The sequence below is a fragment of the Streptomyces sp. NPDC034043 genome (genome assembly GCF_055575675.1).
This window is the reverse complement of record NZ_JBVISF010000004.1, coordinates 62,747-76,849: the sequence shown is the minus strand read 5'-3', so window position 1 is coordinate 76,849 and position 14,103 is coordinate 62,747. Positions and strand designations below refer to the sequence as shown.

Sequence of the window (14,103 nt, the reverse complement as noted above, 5' to 3'; positions counted from 1 at the left end):
GGGTGCGGCCATGCTGCATCTGAGGATGATCACCCCGCACCACCTGACCGAGCAGGTGGTGAAACTGGTCGAGCAGACGGTCGGGACCACCCATCTGGTCGTGCTGAAGGGCGCCGCCCGCGATCCCGAGGGCGACCTGGTGCTGTGCGACGTGGCGCGCGAGTCGGCCGACGAGCTGCTCCGGGAAATGCGCTCCCTCGGCGTCGACCGGACCGGGTCCATCGCCGTCGAGAACATCGACCTCTCCCTGTCCCGGCGCGCCGACGAGGCGGAGGAGGAGGCTCCGGGCGAGGGCGCGGACGCGGTGATCTGGGAGCAGCTCTCCGAGTCCACCCATGAGGAATCGACCCTCACGATCACCTACAGCGCCTTCCTGATCCTCGCCACGATGATCGCCGCCTGCGGTGTGGTCCTGGACAACGCGATCCTGATCGTCGGCGCGATGGCCGTCGGCCCCGAGTTCGGGCCGCTCGCCGGGATCTGCACGGGCCTGGTACGGCGCGACCCCAAGGCCGCGGCCCGCTCGCTGGTCGCACTGCTGGTCGGCTTCGCCTTCGCGATCGTGGCGACGACCCTGTTCAGCCTGGCCATGAACGCGCTCGGACTGTTCCACCCGGGGATACTCGACAGGCCGCGGCCCAACACCAGCTTCATCTGGCAGCCCGACCCGTTCTCCTTCGTCGTGGCGGTGCTCGCCGGTGTGGCCGGGATGCTGTCGCTGACGTCGGCGAAATCGGGGGCGCTGGTGGGGGTGGCCATCTCGGTGACCACGGTTCCGGCCGCCGCGAACGCGGCCGTGGCACTCGGCTACGGGGAGTTCGCCCAGATGTGGGGCTCGGCGGAACAGCTGCTGCTGAACCTGCTCGGCATCATCGTCGCCGGCTCACTGACCCTGATCGGCTGGAAACTGCAGCGGCGCACCCAGCACGCGCGGATGCTCCGCCGGCCGGGTGCGCCACGGGGCGGCGCGAGGGCTTAGCCGAGCGCCGACTTCACCGCGTCGGCGAGGCGCCCGGCGACCGTGCGGGCCTGCTCGATGTCGGCTGCCTCCACCATCACCCGTACGAGCGGCTCCGTCCCGGAGGGGCGCAGCAGCACCCGGCCGGTGGAGCCCAGCTCGCGCTCGGCGTCGGCGACCGCCGCGGCCAGCTCGCCGGAGGTGGCGACCCGGGACTTGTCCACGTCCGGGACGTTGATCAGGATCTGCGGCAGCCGCCGCATGACCCCGGCCAGGTCGGCCAGCGTGCGCCCGGTGGCCGCGACGCGCGCGGCCAGCATCAGGCCGGTCAGCGTGCCGTCGCCGGTCGTCGCGTGGTCGAGGATGATCACGTGGCCGGACTGCTCGCCGCCCAGCGCGTAGCCGTGCTCCTTCATGGACTCCAGCACGTACCGGTCACCGACGCCGGTCTGCACGACCTGGATGCCCTCGGCCTCCATGGCGAGCTTGAAGCCCAGGTTGGACATGACGGTGCCGACCACGGTGTTCCCGCGCAGCTGGCCGGCCTCGCGCAGGGCCAGCGCCAGCACCGCGAGGATCTGGTCGCCGTCGACCTCGGCGCCCGTACCGTCGACCGCGAGGCAGCGGTCCGCGTCGCCGTCGTGCGCGATGCCGAGGTCGGCGCCGTGCTCGACCACGGCCTGCTTCAGCAGGTCCAGGTGCGTGGAGCCGCAGCCGTCGTTGATGTTCAGGCCGTCGGGCTCGGCACCGATCGTGACGACCTCCGCGCCGGCCCGGGTGAAGGCCTCGGGCGAGACGTACGCGGCCGCGCCGTGGGCCTCGTCCAGGACGACCTTGAGGCCGTCGAGGCGGTTGGGGAGGACCGCGATGAGGTGGGCGACGTACTTGTCGAAGCCCTCGTCGTAGTCGGAGACGCGGCCGACGCCGGAGCCGGTGGGGCGCTGCCAGGGCGCGCCCGTGCGGTGCTCCTCGTACACGGACTCGATGCGGTCCTCGAGCTCGTCGGCGAGCTTGTGGCCGCCGCGCGCGAAGAACTTGATGCCGTTGTCGGGCATGGCGTTGTGGCTCGCGGAGAGCATCACGCCGAGGTCGGCGCCCAGCGCACCGGTGAGATACGCCACCGCCGGGGTGGGCAGCACACCGACGCGCAGGACGTCCACGCCGGCGCTGGCGAGGCCCGCGACGACCGCGGCCTCCAGGAACTCGCCCGACGCGCGGGGGTCGCGGCCGACCACCGCCGTGGGCCGGTGCCCCTCGAAGGTTCCGGCCTCGGCCAGTACGTGCGCGGCCGCCACGGAGAGGCCGAGCGCGAGCTCAGCCGTCAGATCCGCGTTGGCGACGCCTCGTACACCGTCCGTCCCGAAGAGTCGTCCCACTGTTGTCCTCCCGAGTTCACGCTTCGCTTGTGACCGCTAGTGACAGGTATTTGCCGCTTATGGCGGTAAACGAACCGCCCCGGCAGCACGGAGAGTGCTGCCGGGGCGGTTTCGTTGCAGAACAGCAGGCGAAGATTAACGCTTGCTGTACTGCGGAGCCTTACGGGCCTTCTTCAGACCGGCCTTCTTGCGCTCGACCGCACGGTCGTCGCGGGAGAGGAAGCCGGCCTTCTTCAGCGCCGGGCGGTTGTTGTCCACGTCCGCCTCGTTCAGCGCGCGGGCCACACCGAGGCGCAGGGCGCCGGCCTGACCGGAGACGCCGCCACCCGCGATGCGGGCGATGACGTCGTAGCGGCCGTCAAGCTCGAGGAGCTTGAAGGGCTCGTTGACTTCCTGCTGGTGCACCTTGTTGGGGAAGTAGTCCTCAAGGGTGCGACCGTTGATCTTCCACTTGCCGGTGCCCGGAACGATCCGGACGCGGGCGATGGCGTTCTTGCGACGGCCCAGGCCAGCGGCCGGCTGGGGGTCACCGAAGCGACCGGCAAGGGACTCGGAGGTGTAGTCGCCCTCGACGACGACGTCCGACTCGGTGGTGTACTCCTCGACGCCCTCGAACTCGTCGACGGGGGTCTCGGCGGTGGTCTCGGCCACGATGCTCCTCAGAATTCTCTACGTCTTAGGGGGTGGCCGGAACTACTGCGCGACCTGGGTGATCTCGAACGGCACCGGCTGCTGGGCAGCGTGCGGGTGCTGGTCGCCCGAGTAGACCTTCAGCTTCGAGAGCATCTGACGGCCCAGGGTGTTCTTGGGGAGCATGCCCTTGACGGCCTTCTCGACGGCCTTCTCCGGGTTGTTCGCCAGGAGGTCGTCGTAACGCACCGCACGCAGACCGCCCGGGAAACCGGAGTGGCGGTACGCCATCTTCTGCGAGGCCTTGTTGCCGGACAGGTGAACCTTGTCGGCGTTGATGATGATGACGAAGTCGCCCATGTCCATGTGGGGGGCGTAAGTCGGCTTGTGCTTGCCCTTGAGGAGGGCAGCGGCCTGGGTCGCCAGACGGCCGAGGACGACGTCCTGGGCGTCAATGACGAGCCACTGGCGCGAGATGTCGCCGGGCTTGGGGCTGAACGTACGCACGCGTATGCCTTCGCTTCTTCAGTGGTGGGTCATCCCATAGGGCGCAAGCCCTGCGGGAAGGGTCCTGACAGGGTCACCACGGACGATCACGACAGCCCTCGTTCACATCAGGGACGCAACCCGTGTGAACCGCTGGTCATCGGCCCGGTGGACCGGCGTAAGGCCCTCACGTGAGAATGAGCAAGCCAATACGCATAACAAACCAGCAGAGTACCCAAGAGGACCCGTACGGGTCAAAACGCGGTCCGCGATGCCGATGCTGCTGGCGTCGCGGCGCACTCCGGTTCGGTCCTGGGTGGGGACCCCGCAGTTGTTACGGGTTCCAGAGTAACCCGACTGGAGCGCCGCGCACGACGCGCCAGCAGAATCGCGAGCCCGCACAGGGTGGCGCAGTCCTTGAACGCGCGCCTCTTGTGGGCCAGCTCCGGGGGCCACGGCACCAGGACCATCTGCGGGGTCAGCGCCAGCCAGAACCACGGCGAACGCGGCATGGAGCCCTCCCGCGCACCCGTCGCCAGCAGCAGCGGGAGCACCACCAGGAGGTAGTGGTCGAAGGACGGCCGGGACACCAGGAATGCGGCGAGCATCACCATGCACGCCGTCTCCGCGAGCCTCGGCCCGTCCCCCTCGCCCTCCGCGTCCGGCCGCCGCCACCGCGTCCGCGCCGCCCACAGCCCCGCCAGCGCCGCCGCGCCCGCCAGCGTCACCGCCACCGGCCCGGGCACCCCCAGCCGCGGCAGCACCGCGACCGGCGAGGCGTCCCACGGCAGGGCGTACGAGTCCTGCCCCTGGAACAGGAAGGGCAGGGTCTTGGTGAAGAACAGCGTCGGGCTCGGCATCAGCAGGGCCCCCGCCAGCGACATCCCCAGCGGCACCAGCACCGCCACGGCCAGCCCCCGCCACTGCCGGGCCAGGACGAAGAGCAGCCCGAGCGGCACCAGCATCGGCTTGCAGGCGATCGCCAGCCCGACCGCCAGCCCCGCCGCGGCCCACCGCCGCCGGTGCGCCAGCAGCAGGGCCAGCGGCAGGGCGGCCGCCGAGATCGCCGTCCAGTTCCCGAGCATCACGAGGTTCGCGTACGGCTTGTAGACCAGCGCCAGCAGCGCGAGGCCGCCCACCGCCATCCGCGAGCGCAGCGGCACCGAGAGCAGCCGCAGCGAGGCCCACCACCCGGCGGCCAGCAGCCCCGTCATCGCGGCCGGCAACAGCCACCGCAGCACCGCGCGCGGCACCATCGCCTCCGGCACCGCCATGATCACGGCGCTCGGCAGGTACAGGAACCGCTTGTCCTCGTAGGGCGAGGCCCCCGCCAGCAGCGCGTCGGCCGCCTTGACCACGAAGGCGTTGTCCGAGCCCCACTTCGGGTGCAGCCCCGCAGACACCGCGACCACCAGCAGGATCCCGGCGGAGACCACCCGCCACGGCAGCGGGGCCGGCCCGAGCAGCCAGGCGGTCACCCGGCCCGCCGCGGACGGCCGGTCCCCTCGCATGAGCCAGATGCCAGGCCGCAGCCCCACAGCAGTCCTCCTCGCCCCGCCGAGAGGGCCTCGCCCTCAGCGTTTGCGCTCGACCCTACGTTCGTCCCACACCGGCTCCTGAGTCTCGCGCACCACACCGTCGGAACCGAAGACCAGATAGCGGTCGAACGTCCGGGCGAACCACCGGTCGTGCGTCACGCACAGCACGGTCCCCTCGTACGACTCCAGGCCGTCCTGCAGGGCCTCCGCCGACTCCAGGTCGAGGTTGTCCGTCGGCTCGTCCAGCAGCAGCGCCGTGGTCCCGGCCAGCTCCAGCAGCAGGATCTGGAAACGCGCCTGCTGGCCGCCGGAAAGCTTCTCGAACTTCTGCTCGCCCTGACGCTCCAGCTCGTAGCGGCGCAGGACGGCCATGGCGGCCCCGAGCGGCTTGGCGGCCTCCGTCCACAGGATGTCGACGAGCGTGCGCCCGAACAGCTCCGGATGGGCGTGCGTCTGCGCGAAATGGCCGGGAAGCACCCGTGCGCCCAGCTTCCAGGTACCCGTGTGCTTGACGTCCTCGCCGGCCAGCAGCCGCAGGAAGTGCGACTTCCCGGAGCCGTTCGAGCCGAGCACCGCCACCCGCTCCCCGTAGAACACCTCCAGCGAGAACGGCTTCATCAGGCCGGTCAGCTCCAGGTTCTCCACGGTCAGCGCGCGCACCCCCGTCCGGCCGCCCTTGAGCCGCATCCGGATCTCCTGCTCGCGCGGCGGCTCCGGCGGCGGACCGGCCTCCTCGAACTTCTGGAAGCGGGTCTGCATCGCCCGGTACCGCGAGGCCATGTCCGGGCTGCTCGCGGCCTGGTTGCGCAGCCGCAGCACCAGGGCCTTCAGCCGGGCGTGCTCCTCGTCCCAGCGGCGCTTGAGCTCCTCGAAGCGGGCGAAGCGCTCCTTGCGGGCCTGGTGGTAGGTGTCGAAACCCGCGCCGTGCACCCAGACGTCCGTACCCGTCGGGCTCGGCTCCAGGCTGATGATCTTCTCGGCGGCCCGCGACAGCAGCTCCCGGTCGTGCGACACGAAGAGCACCGTCTTGCGGGTGGCCTTCAGCTGCTCCTCCAGCCACCGCTTCCCGGGGACGTCGAGGTAGTTGTCCGGCTCGTCGAGCAGCAGCACCTCGTCCGGCCCGCGCAGCAGCGCCTCCAGGACCAGCCGCTTCTGCTCACCGCCCGACAGCGTGCGCACCTCGCGGTACTGGGCCCGGTCGAACGGGATGTCCAGCGCGGCCGTGGTGCAGACGTCCCACAGCGTCTCCGCCTCGTAGCCCCGCACGTCGGCCCAGTCGCTGAGCGCCTGCGCGTACGCCATCTGCGCGGCCTCGTCGTCCACCGTCAGGATCAGGTGCTCGGCGTGGTCCACGGCCTTCGCGGCGTCCCGGATCCGCGGCTGCGCCACCGAGACCAGCAGGTCCCGTACGGTCGTCTCGTCCCGGACGGAGCCCACGAACTGCGACATCACCCCCAGGCCGCCGCTGATGCTCACCCCGCCGCCGTGCGGCTGGAGCTCGCCGGAGATCAGCTTCAGCAGGGTGGTCTTGCCGGCGCCGTTCGCCCCCACCAGGGCCACCACCGACCCCTCCCCCACGCGGAAGGAGACGTCGGGGAGCAGGACCCGCCCGTCGGGAAGGTAGTACTCCAGGTGGCTGGCTTCGAGATGTCCCATGCCGGGCATTGTCCCGGCCCGGCGGCGATCCGCCCAAACCGATTAACGGCTGGTCAGCAGCAGCCCTTGCCGGGAAGCGTGCGCAGGTTCCGCGCCTCCTTGCTGCGGGCGGCCAGCAGCTCGTCGGCCGGGTAGCCGACCTCCTCCAAGGTCAGGCCGTGCGGCTTGACCACGTGCACCGAGGAATCCCGTACGGCGGCGGCCAGCACCTGCCCGGGCCACTCGACCGGCCGGTGACCGTCGCCCACGTGCAGGAGCGCCCCGACCAGCGACCGGACCATGTTGTGGCAGAACGCGTCCGCCCGGACGGTGGCCGTGACGATCCCGTCCTCGGCCCGCTCCCAGCTGAGCTCCTGGAGGGTACGGATGGTCGTGGCGCCCTCGCGCTTCTTGCAGTACGCGGCGAAGTCGTGCTCGCCCACCAGCGCGGCGGCGGCCGCGTTCATGGCGTCCACGTCCAGCGGCCACTGGTGCCACAGCACGTGCCCGCGGCGCAGCGGGTCCACACCGGCCGGGTGGTCGCCGACGCGGTAGGCGTAGCGGCGCCAGACGGCCGAGAAGCGGGCGTTGAAGCCCTCGGGGGCCTCGGCGGCCTTCCACACCCGTACGTCGTGCGGCAGCCGGCCCGCGAGGCGGCGCAGCAGCTTGTCGTGGTGCTCGGCCCACACCTCCTCGGCCAGGTCGAACTGGGCCACCTGCCCGCGTGCGTGCACCCCGGCGTCGGTACGCCCGGCCACGGTCAGCTCGACCGGCTCCTTGAGCCGCATCACGGTCTGCAGGGCGCTCTCCAGCTCCCCCTGCACGGTCCGCAGCGTGCGCTGCTTCGCCCAGCCGGAGAAGTCCTTGCCGTCGTACGACAGGTCCAGCCGTACCCGGACGTGCCCGGGCTCCACCTCGTCACTCACGTGACAGATCCTCTCAGACGTGCGGAAATGCAGAACGGGCCCGCCCCGGAAGGGGGCGGGCCCGTTCAGAGCCGATCAAGCGGGCTCGATCCCGGGAGGGATCAGGCCTCCTTGGTCTCCTCGGCCGCGGGAGCCTCGGCAGCCTCGGCCTCCTTCACCGCACGCTTGGTGGCGGCCTCGGCCTCACCGGTGGCCTGCTGGGCCACGGTCAGGGCCTCGACCAGCTCGATCACGGCCATCGGGGCGTTGTCGCCACGACGGTTGCCGATCTTGGTGATGCGCGTGTAACCACCGGGGCGGTTCTCGTAGCGCGGGGCGATCTCGGTGAACAGCGTGTGCACGATGCTCTTGTCCGTGATCGTCTGCAGCACCAGGCGACGGTTGTGGATGTCGCCCTTCTTGGCCTTGGTGACCAGACGCTCGGCGTAGGGACGCAGGCGACGGGCCTTGGCCTCGGTGGTGGTGATGCGGCCGTGCTCGAAGAGCGCCTTCGCGAGGTTCGCGAGGAGGTGCTTCTCGTGCGCGGCGGAGCCGCCCAGGCGGGCACCCTTTGCGGGACGCGGCATTGTTACTCCTTCAAATCTGCACCGGCCGTGTCAGGTACCGGAGTCAGTTCCCTCAAGCGGTCGCGAGAGGGGGGTGTGGGGGGCTCGCGCCCCCCACAAGCTTCTTCTAGTACTGCTCGGTCTCGACGAAGCCGGCGTCCGCGTCGTCGTCGGCGCCGAAGGCGTCGGCGGCGGCGGTCGGGTCGAATCCGGGCGGGCTGTCCTTGAGGGCCAGGCCCATGCCGGCCAGCTTCGCCTTGACCTCGTCGATCGACTTCGCACCGAAGTTGCGGATGTCGAGCAGGTCGGCCTCGGAGCGGGCGACGAGCTCACCCACGGAGTGGATGCCCTCGCGCTTGAGGCAGTTGTACGAGCGGACCGTGAGCTCGAGCTCCTCGATCGGCAGCGCCAGGTCGGCGGCCAGAGCGGCGTCCGTCGGGGACGGGCCCATGTCGATGCCCTCGGCGTCGATGTTGAGCTCGCGCGCCAGACCGAACAGCTCGACCAGGGTCTTGCCGGCGGACGCCATGGCGTCGCGCGGGCGCATGGCCTGCTTGGTCTCGACGTCGACGATCAGCTTGTCGAAGTCGGTGCGCTGCTCGACTCGGGTCGCCTCGACCTTGTAGGTGACCTTGAGGACCGGGCTGTAGATGGAGTCGACCGGGATGCGGCCGATCTCCTGGCCCAGCTGCTTGTTCTGGACGGCGGAGACGTAGCCGCGACCGCGCTCGACGGTCAGCTCCATCTCCAGCTTGCCCTTGCCGTTGAGCGTGGCGAGGACGAGGTCCGGGTTGTGCACCTCGACACCGGCCGGGGGCGCGATGTCGGCAGCGGTGACCAGGCCGGGGCCCTGCTTGCGCAGGTACATCACGACCGGCTCGTCGTGCTCCGAGGAGACGACCAGCTGCTTGATGTTGAGGATGATGTCCGTGACGTCTTCCTTGACGCCCGGCACGGTGGTGAACTCGTGCAGGACGCCGTCCACGCGGATGCTGGTGACAGCGGCACCCGGGATGGAGGACAGGAGGGTACGGCGCAGGGAGTTGCCGAGGGTGTAACCGAAGCCCGGCTCCAGCGGCTCGATCACGAACCGCGAGCGGTACTCGTCGACGACCTCTTCGGTCAGCGAAGGACGCTGAGCGATAAGCATGTCTTTTCCTTCATTCGTGGACGCCCACTATTTGACGCCCGACGGATGCCGTACCGGAGGTACGGCTACTGCAAGGGTACGGGCGGTACGTCCCCCGAAGGGGCCGTACCGCCCGGACACTCAAGAACGCACAGGTGCGTCCGCTGCGTCAGACGCGGCGGCGCTTCGGCGGGCGGCAGCCGTTGTGCGGGGTGGGGGTGACGTCCTGGATCGAGCCGACCTCGAGGCCGGTGGCCTGGAGGGAGCGGATCGCGGTCTCGCGGCCGGAGCCCGGACCCTTGACGAAGACGTCAACCTTGCGCATGCCGTGCTCCTGCGCGCGGCGGGCGGCCGACTCGGCGGCCATCTGCGCGGCGAAGGGGGTGGACTTGCGCGAGCCCTTGAAGCCGACGTGGCCGGCGGAGGCCCAGGAGATCACGTTGCCCGAGGGGTCGGTGATCGAAACGATGGTGTTGTTGAACGTGCTCTTGATGTGGGCGTGCCCGTGAGCGACGTTCTTCTTTTCCTTGCGGCGCACCTTCTTGGCAGCGCCCTGACGACCCTTGGGGGGCATCTAAATCTCCTACGGGAGGTGGTCGGTCCTACAGCGCAAGACCGCTGAACAGGACTACTTCTTGCCCGGCTTCTTCTTACCGGCGATCGCGCGACGCGGGCCCTTGCGGGTACGCGCGTTCGTGCTGGTGCGCTGACCGTGCACCGGCAGGCCACGACGGTGGCGGATGCCCTGGTAGCACTGGATCTCGATCTTGCGGCGAATGTCGCCCTGGATCTCGCGGCGGAGGTCACCCTCGGTACGGAGGTTGGCGTCCACGTACTCGCGGATCTTGACGAGGTCCTCTTCGGCCAGGTCACGAACGCGGGTGTTCGGGTTCACGCCGGTGGAGGCGAGGATCTCCTTGGACCGGGTGCGCCCGATACCGAAGACGTAGGTGAGTGCGATCTCCACACGCTTTTCGCGCGGGATGTCAACACCGGAAACGCGTGCCATTCAATGGCTCCTGTGTGTTCGGGGGTCTTCCGCAGAACCACTCCCGACCGCCGACCACCCTGCTGGGCAGTGGTACGTCCGGGTCCCCGGCCCCCGCCGGAGGTACCGCCGGCCCTGGACCGGGCTGGGCGGGTTCTGCGTATGTACGTTTTCTTACGTCGCGCGAAGAACTGCGGAAGGCAGGTCGGTCGGCGTGCGTCAGCCCTGGCGCTGCTTGTGGCGCAGGTTGTCGCAGATGACCATGACCCGACCGTGGCGGCGGATCACCTTGCACTTGTCGCAGATCTTCTTGACGCTCGGCTTGACCTTCATGTTGGTGAGGTTCTCCGGGTCAGTGCCACCACCCGCACCGGGACGGACGCCCAGGCAGGAGTGAGGACAAGATCTACTTGTATCGGTAGACGATCCGGCCACGCGTCAGGTCGTACGGAGACAGCTCCACAACGACCCGGTCATCGGGAAGGATGCGGATGTAGTGCATACGCATCTTGCCGCTGATGTGCGCGAGGACTTTGTGACCGTTCTGGAGTTCCACCTTGAACATCGCGTTCGGGAGGGACTCGATCACGGTGCCCTCGATCTCGATGGCACCTTGCTTCTTGGCCACGCTTCGCCTTTCGAATCGGCTACCTTGATCGGCTCACAGGCATGGAAATGCACGCGAGCCGACGAGTCAGTCTACGTCAGGGCACCCAGAAAGACGAATCCGGAAAGTTTGCCCATGAGTCTAGATCATTAACCGGGGCCGGCCCGAGGGGGCCGGGGCCGCCGGGCGGCTCAGCCCAGCGGATCGGGGGCCGTGGTGACCCCGTACTCCGCCAGCTTCGCCTTGCCGCAGTCCGGGCTGGTCAGGACGATCGGCCCGGCCTCCGTCAGGGCGACCGAGTGCTCCCAGTGCGAGGACCAGGTGCCGTCCGTGGTGATGACCGTCCAGTCGTCCGCCAGGACCTCCGTCTGGGCCGTGCCGAGCGAGACCATCGGCTCGATCGCCAGGCACAGGCCCGGGACGAGCTTGATGCCCTTGCCGCGCTTGCGCGAGACGTAGTTCAGCAGGTGCGGGTCCATGTGCATCTCGGAGCCGATGCCGTGGCCGCCGTAGTCCTCGATGATCCCGAACTTGCCCAGGCTGTGCTCACCGGTCGCGGGCCGCGGCTGGCGCTTGATGTAGCCCTCGATCGCCTTCGAGATGTCCACCAGGCGGTTGCCGGACTTCATGGCCGCGATGCCGGCCCACATCGACTCCTCGGTCACCCGGGACAGCTCGACCAGCTCCGGCGCGTGACCGGTGCCCACGAAGGCCGTGTAGGCCGCGTCGCCGTGCCAGCCGTCCACGATCGCGCCCGCGTCGATGGAGATGATGTCGCCGTCCTTGAGGACCGTCTTGTCGTCCGGGATGCCGTGGACGACGACCTCGTTCACCGAGGTGCAGATGGTCGCGGGGAAGCCCCCGTACCCGAGGAAGTTCGACTTGGCCCCGGCGTCGGCGATCACCTTGCGGGCCACCATGTCCAGGTCCCGCGTCGTGGAGCCCGGCACGGCCGCCTCACGGGTCGCCGCGTGGATCGCGGCGACGACCAGCCCTGCCTCCCGCATCTTCGCGATCTGCTCGGGGGTCTTCAGCTGAACCATGAACGGGGACCTTCCACCTTCGAAAAAACGGGTCTTCTCAACAGTACGGCCGCGATGCCCGAGGGACACCGCGGCCGTACTGACGGTCACGAACGGAAGTGACTACTTCTTCAGGGCGTCCATCGCCCGCTTGGTGATCTCGTGCACCTCGCCGAGGGCGGAGATGGTCACCAGCAGGCCCTGGGCCTTGTAGTAGTCGATGATCGGCTCGGTCTGCGTGTGGTAGACCTCCAGCCGGTTGCGGACCGTGGCCTCGGAGTCGTCGGCGCGCTGGTACAGCTCGCCGCCGCAGTGGTCGCAGACGCCCTCGGCCTTCGGAGCCGCGTAGATCACGTGGAAGACGTGCGCGGAGTCCTCGCGGCAGATCCGCCGGCCGGCGATCCGCTTGACGACCTCGTCCTCCTCGACCTCCAGGTCCAGCACGGCGTCGAGCTTCATGCCGGCCTCGCGGAGCATCGCGTCGAGCGCCTCGGCCTGCGAGACGTTCCGCGGGAAGCCGTCGAGCAGGAAACCGCCCGCGGCGTCCGGCTGCTGCATACGGTCCTTCGCCATGCCGACGGTGATCTCGTCGGGGACGAGGTCGCCCTTGTCCATGAACGCCTTGGCACGCCGGCCCAGCTCGGTGTTCTGGCTGATGTTGGCGCGGAACAGGTCGCCCGTGGAGATGTGCGGGATCGACAGGTTCTTGGCGAGGAACGCGGCCTGCGTTCCCTTGCCCGCCCCGGGGGGTCCGACGAGGACGATTCGCATCAGCGGAGGAACCCTTCGTAGTTGCGCTGCTGGAGCTGGCTCTCGATCTGCTTCACGGTTTCCAGACCCACACCCACGATGATGAGGATGCTCGTCCCGCCGAACGGGAAGTTCTGGTTCGCTCCGAAGCCGGCCAACGCCATTGTCGGCACAAGAGCGATCAGACCCAGGTACAGCGACCCCGGCCAGGTGATCCGGTTGAGTACGTAGCTCAGGTACTCGGCGGTAGGCCGGCCGGCGCGGATGCCCGGGATGAACCCACCATACTTCTTCATGTTGTCGGCAACTTCCTCGGGGTTGAACGAGATCGCCACGTAGAAGAACGCGAAGAAGACGATCAGGAGGAAGTAGACGGCGATGTAGTACGGGTGGTCGCCCTTGACGAAGTGCTTCTGGATCCAGGTGGCCCAGCCGGCCGTCGAGCCGCTGAACTGGACGATCAGGGCCGGGATGTACAGCAGCGACGAGGCGAAGATGACCGGGATGACACCGGCCTGGTTCACCTTGAGCGGGATGTAGGTGGACGTACCGCCGTAGGCACGGCGGCCGATCATGCGCTTCGCGTACTGGACCGGGATCCGGCGCTGCGCCTGCTCGACGAAGACCACCAGGGCCACCATCGCGAGGCCCACCAGGATGACGACGGCGAACTCCACCCAGCCATCAGCGATCTTGCCCTGGAGCTTGATCGTCCAGAGGGAGCCGACGAAGCCGGCCGCGATGGAGATGAACATCAGGATGGACATGCCGTTGCCGATGCCGCGGTCGGTGATGAGCTCACCGAGCCACATGACGACACAGGTGCCGGCGGTCATGGTGACCACCATGACGATCGTGGTGAAGATCGAGTGGTTGGGGACGATCTCACGAGCCACCGGGCAGGTGCCGAAGAGGGCACCCGTCCGCGCGGTGGCGACCAGGCCGGTGCCCTGGAGGATCGCGAGTGCGACCGTCAGATAGCGCGTGTACTGAGTGATCTTCGCCGTGCCGGACTGACCCTCTTTTTTGAGGTTCTCCAGCTTCGGGATGACCACGGTCAGCAGCTGCAGGATGATGCTCGCCGTGATGTAGGGCATGATGCCGAGCGCGAAGATCGTGATCTGCAGCAGCGCACCGCCGCTGAACATGTTGACCAGACCGAAGAGGCTGTTGCTGCTCCCCATCTGGTCCACACAGATCTGGACGTTCTTGTAGCTCACGCCGGGTACCGGGATGTGGGACCCGAGCCTGTACAGCACGATGATGCCGAGCGTGAAGAGCAGCTTCTTGCGCAGGTCGGGCGTCTTGAACGCCCGGGCGAACGCGGTGAGCACGGTGCCTCCTGCGACCCCCGCGCTACTGCGTCAGAGGTGACGGTCTGAGGGATCGACGAATACGTACGAGCAAAGGTGCAGGCCACCTTACCGGCGACTGCGCCCCCCGTGGAACGACCGACCGGGGATGCCCCATATGTGAGGCATCCCCGGTCGGGTTTCTAGCTATTTGTCACAGA

The 14,103-nt window shown here is 68.8% G+C and carries 16 protein-coding genes; 1 reads left to right on the top strand and 15 read right to left on the bottom strand.

The genetic code is table 11. From position 1 onward, the window contains the following. Positions 1-10 precede the first annotated feature (10 nt). Entirely contained in the window at positions 11-979 is a 969-nt protein-coding gene (locus ACZ51S_RS11620; protein WP_468477285.1) for a DUF389 domain-containing protein, read from the top strand. Here ACZ51S_RS11620 and glmM read toward each other — a convergent pair. From glmM to secY, 15 genes are all read right to left on the bottom strand, one after another. Then, positions 976-2,334 (bottom strand): phosphoglucosamine mutase, encoded by a 1,359-nt coding sequence (gene glmM / locus ACZ51S_RS11615; RefSeq protein ID WP_468804323.1) that lies wholly within the window; start codon positions 2,332-2,334, stop codon positions 976-978. The genes ACZ51S_RS11620 and glmM overlap by 4 nt on opposite strands. A gap of 135 nt (positions 2,335-2,469) precedes the next feature. After that, the gene (gene rpsI / locus ACZ51S_RS11610) at positions 2,470-2,985 is read right to left on the bottom strand and encodes a 30S ribosomal protein S9 (protein WP_361913690.1); all 516 of its coding nucleotides are present in this window, start codon (positions 2,983-2,985) and stop codon (positions 2,470-2,472) included. 42 nt (positions 2,986-3,027) lie between these two features. Continuing rightward, positions 3,028-3,471, bottom strand: coding sequence for a 50S ribosomal protein L13 (gene rplM, locus ACZ51S_RS11605; RefSeq protein ID WP_388934808.1), 444 nt, complete (start codon positions 3,469-3,471; stop codon positions 3,028-3,030). 233 nt (positions 3,472-3,704) lie between these two features. Beyond that, positions 3,705-4,988, bottom strand: a complete 1,284-nt coding sequence (locus tag ACZ51S_RS11600; RefSeq protein ID WP_468960612.1) for a glycosyltransferase family 87 protein — start codon at positions 4,986-4,988, stop codon at positions 3,705-3,707. A 36-nt stretch (positions 4,989-5,024) separates the two neighbouring features. Then, the gene (locus tag ACZ51S_RS11595; RefSeq protein WP_468804328.1) at positions 5,025-6,653 is read right to left on the bottom strand and encodes an ABC-F family ATP-binding cassette domain-containing protein; all 1,629 of its coding nucleotides are present in this window, start codon (positions 6,651-6,653) and stop codon (positions 5,025-5,027) included. A 44-nt stretch (positions 6,654-6,697) separates the two neighbouring features. Then, positions 6,698-7,549 carry a tRNA pseudouridine(38-40) synthase TruA gene (gene truA, locus ACZ51S_RS11590; RefSeq protein WP_388934815.1) on the bottom strand — a complete coding sequence of 284 codons (852 nt, stop codon included), beginning with the start codon at positions 7,547-7,549 and terminating at the stop codon, positions 6,698-6,700. Positions 7,550-7,650: 101 nt separating this feature from the next. Next, positions 7,651-8,115, bottom strand: coding sequence for a 50S ribosomal protein L17 (rplQ, locus tag ACZ51S_RS11585; RefSeq protein WP_215023458.1), 465 nt, complete (start codon positions 8,113-8,115; stop codon positions 7,651-7,653). Positions 8,116-8,221: 106 nt separating this feature from the next. Continuing rightward, positions 8,222-9,244 (bottom strand): DNA-directed RNA polymerase subunit alpha, encoded by a 1,023-nt coding sequence (locus ACZ51S_RS11580; protein ID WP_007265920.1) that lies wholly within the window; start codon positions 9,242-9,244, stop codon positions 8,222-8,224. A 148-nt stretch (positions 9,245-9,392) separates the two neighbouring features. Next, entirely contained in the window at positions 9,393-9,797 is a 405-nt protein-coding gene (gene rpsK / locus ACZ51S_RS11575) for a 30S ribosomal protein S11 (RefSeq protein ID WP_003956432.1), read from the bottom strand. 54 nt (positions 9,798-9,851) lie between these two features. Then, positions 9,852-10,232: a 30S ribosomal protein S13 gene (gene rpsM, locus ACZ51S_RS11570; protein ID WP_007265919.1), complete on the bottom strand. Its 381-nt coding sequence runs from the start codon at positions 10,230-10,232 to the stop codon at positions 9,852-9,854. A 198-nt stretch (positions 10,233-10,430) separates the two neighbouring features. After that, complete coding sequence (gene rpmJ / locus ACZ51S_RS11565; protein ID WP_003956441.1) at positions 10,431-10,544, bottom strand: 50S ribosomal protein L36; 114 nt, start codon at positions 10,542-10,544, stop codon at positions 10,431-10,433. Between the two features lie 73 nt (positions 10,545-10,617). After that, positions 10,618-10,839 (bottom strand): translation initiation factor IF-1, encoded by a 222-nt coding sequence (infA, locus tag ACZ51S_RS11560; RefSeq protein ID WP_003956442.1) that lies wholly within the window; start codon positions 10,837-10,839, stop codon positions 10,618-10,620. A gap of 170 nt (positions 10,840-11,009) precedes the next feature. Beyond that, positions 11,010-11,861, bottom strand: a complete 852-nt coding sequence (map, locus tag ACZ51S_RS11555; RefSeq protein ID WP_388934819.1) for a type I methionyl aminopeptidase — start codon at positions 11,859-11,861, stop codon at positions 11,010-11,012. Positions 11,862-11,963: 102 nt separating this feature from the next. Further along, a complete protein-coding gene (locus ACZ51S_RS11550; protein WP_388934822.1) occupies positions 11,964-12,611 on the bottom strand; it encodes an adenylate kinase in 648 nt (215 codons plus the stop codon). Further along, entirely contained in the window at positions 12,611-13,924 is a 1,314-nt protein-coding gene (secY, locus tag ACZ51S_RS11545; protein ID WP_388934825.1) for a preprotein translocase subunit SecY, read from the bottom strand. Before secY ends, ACZ51S_RS11550 begins: the two co-directional genes overlap by 1 nt. Positions 13,925-14,103: the final 179 nt, after the last annotated feature.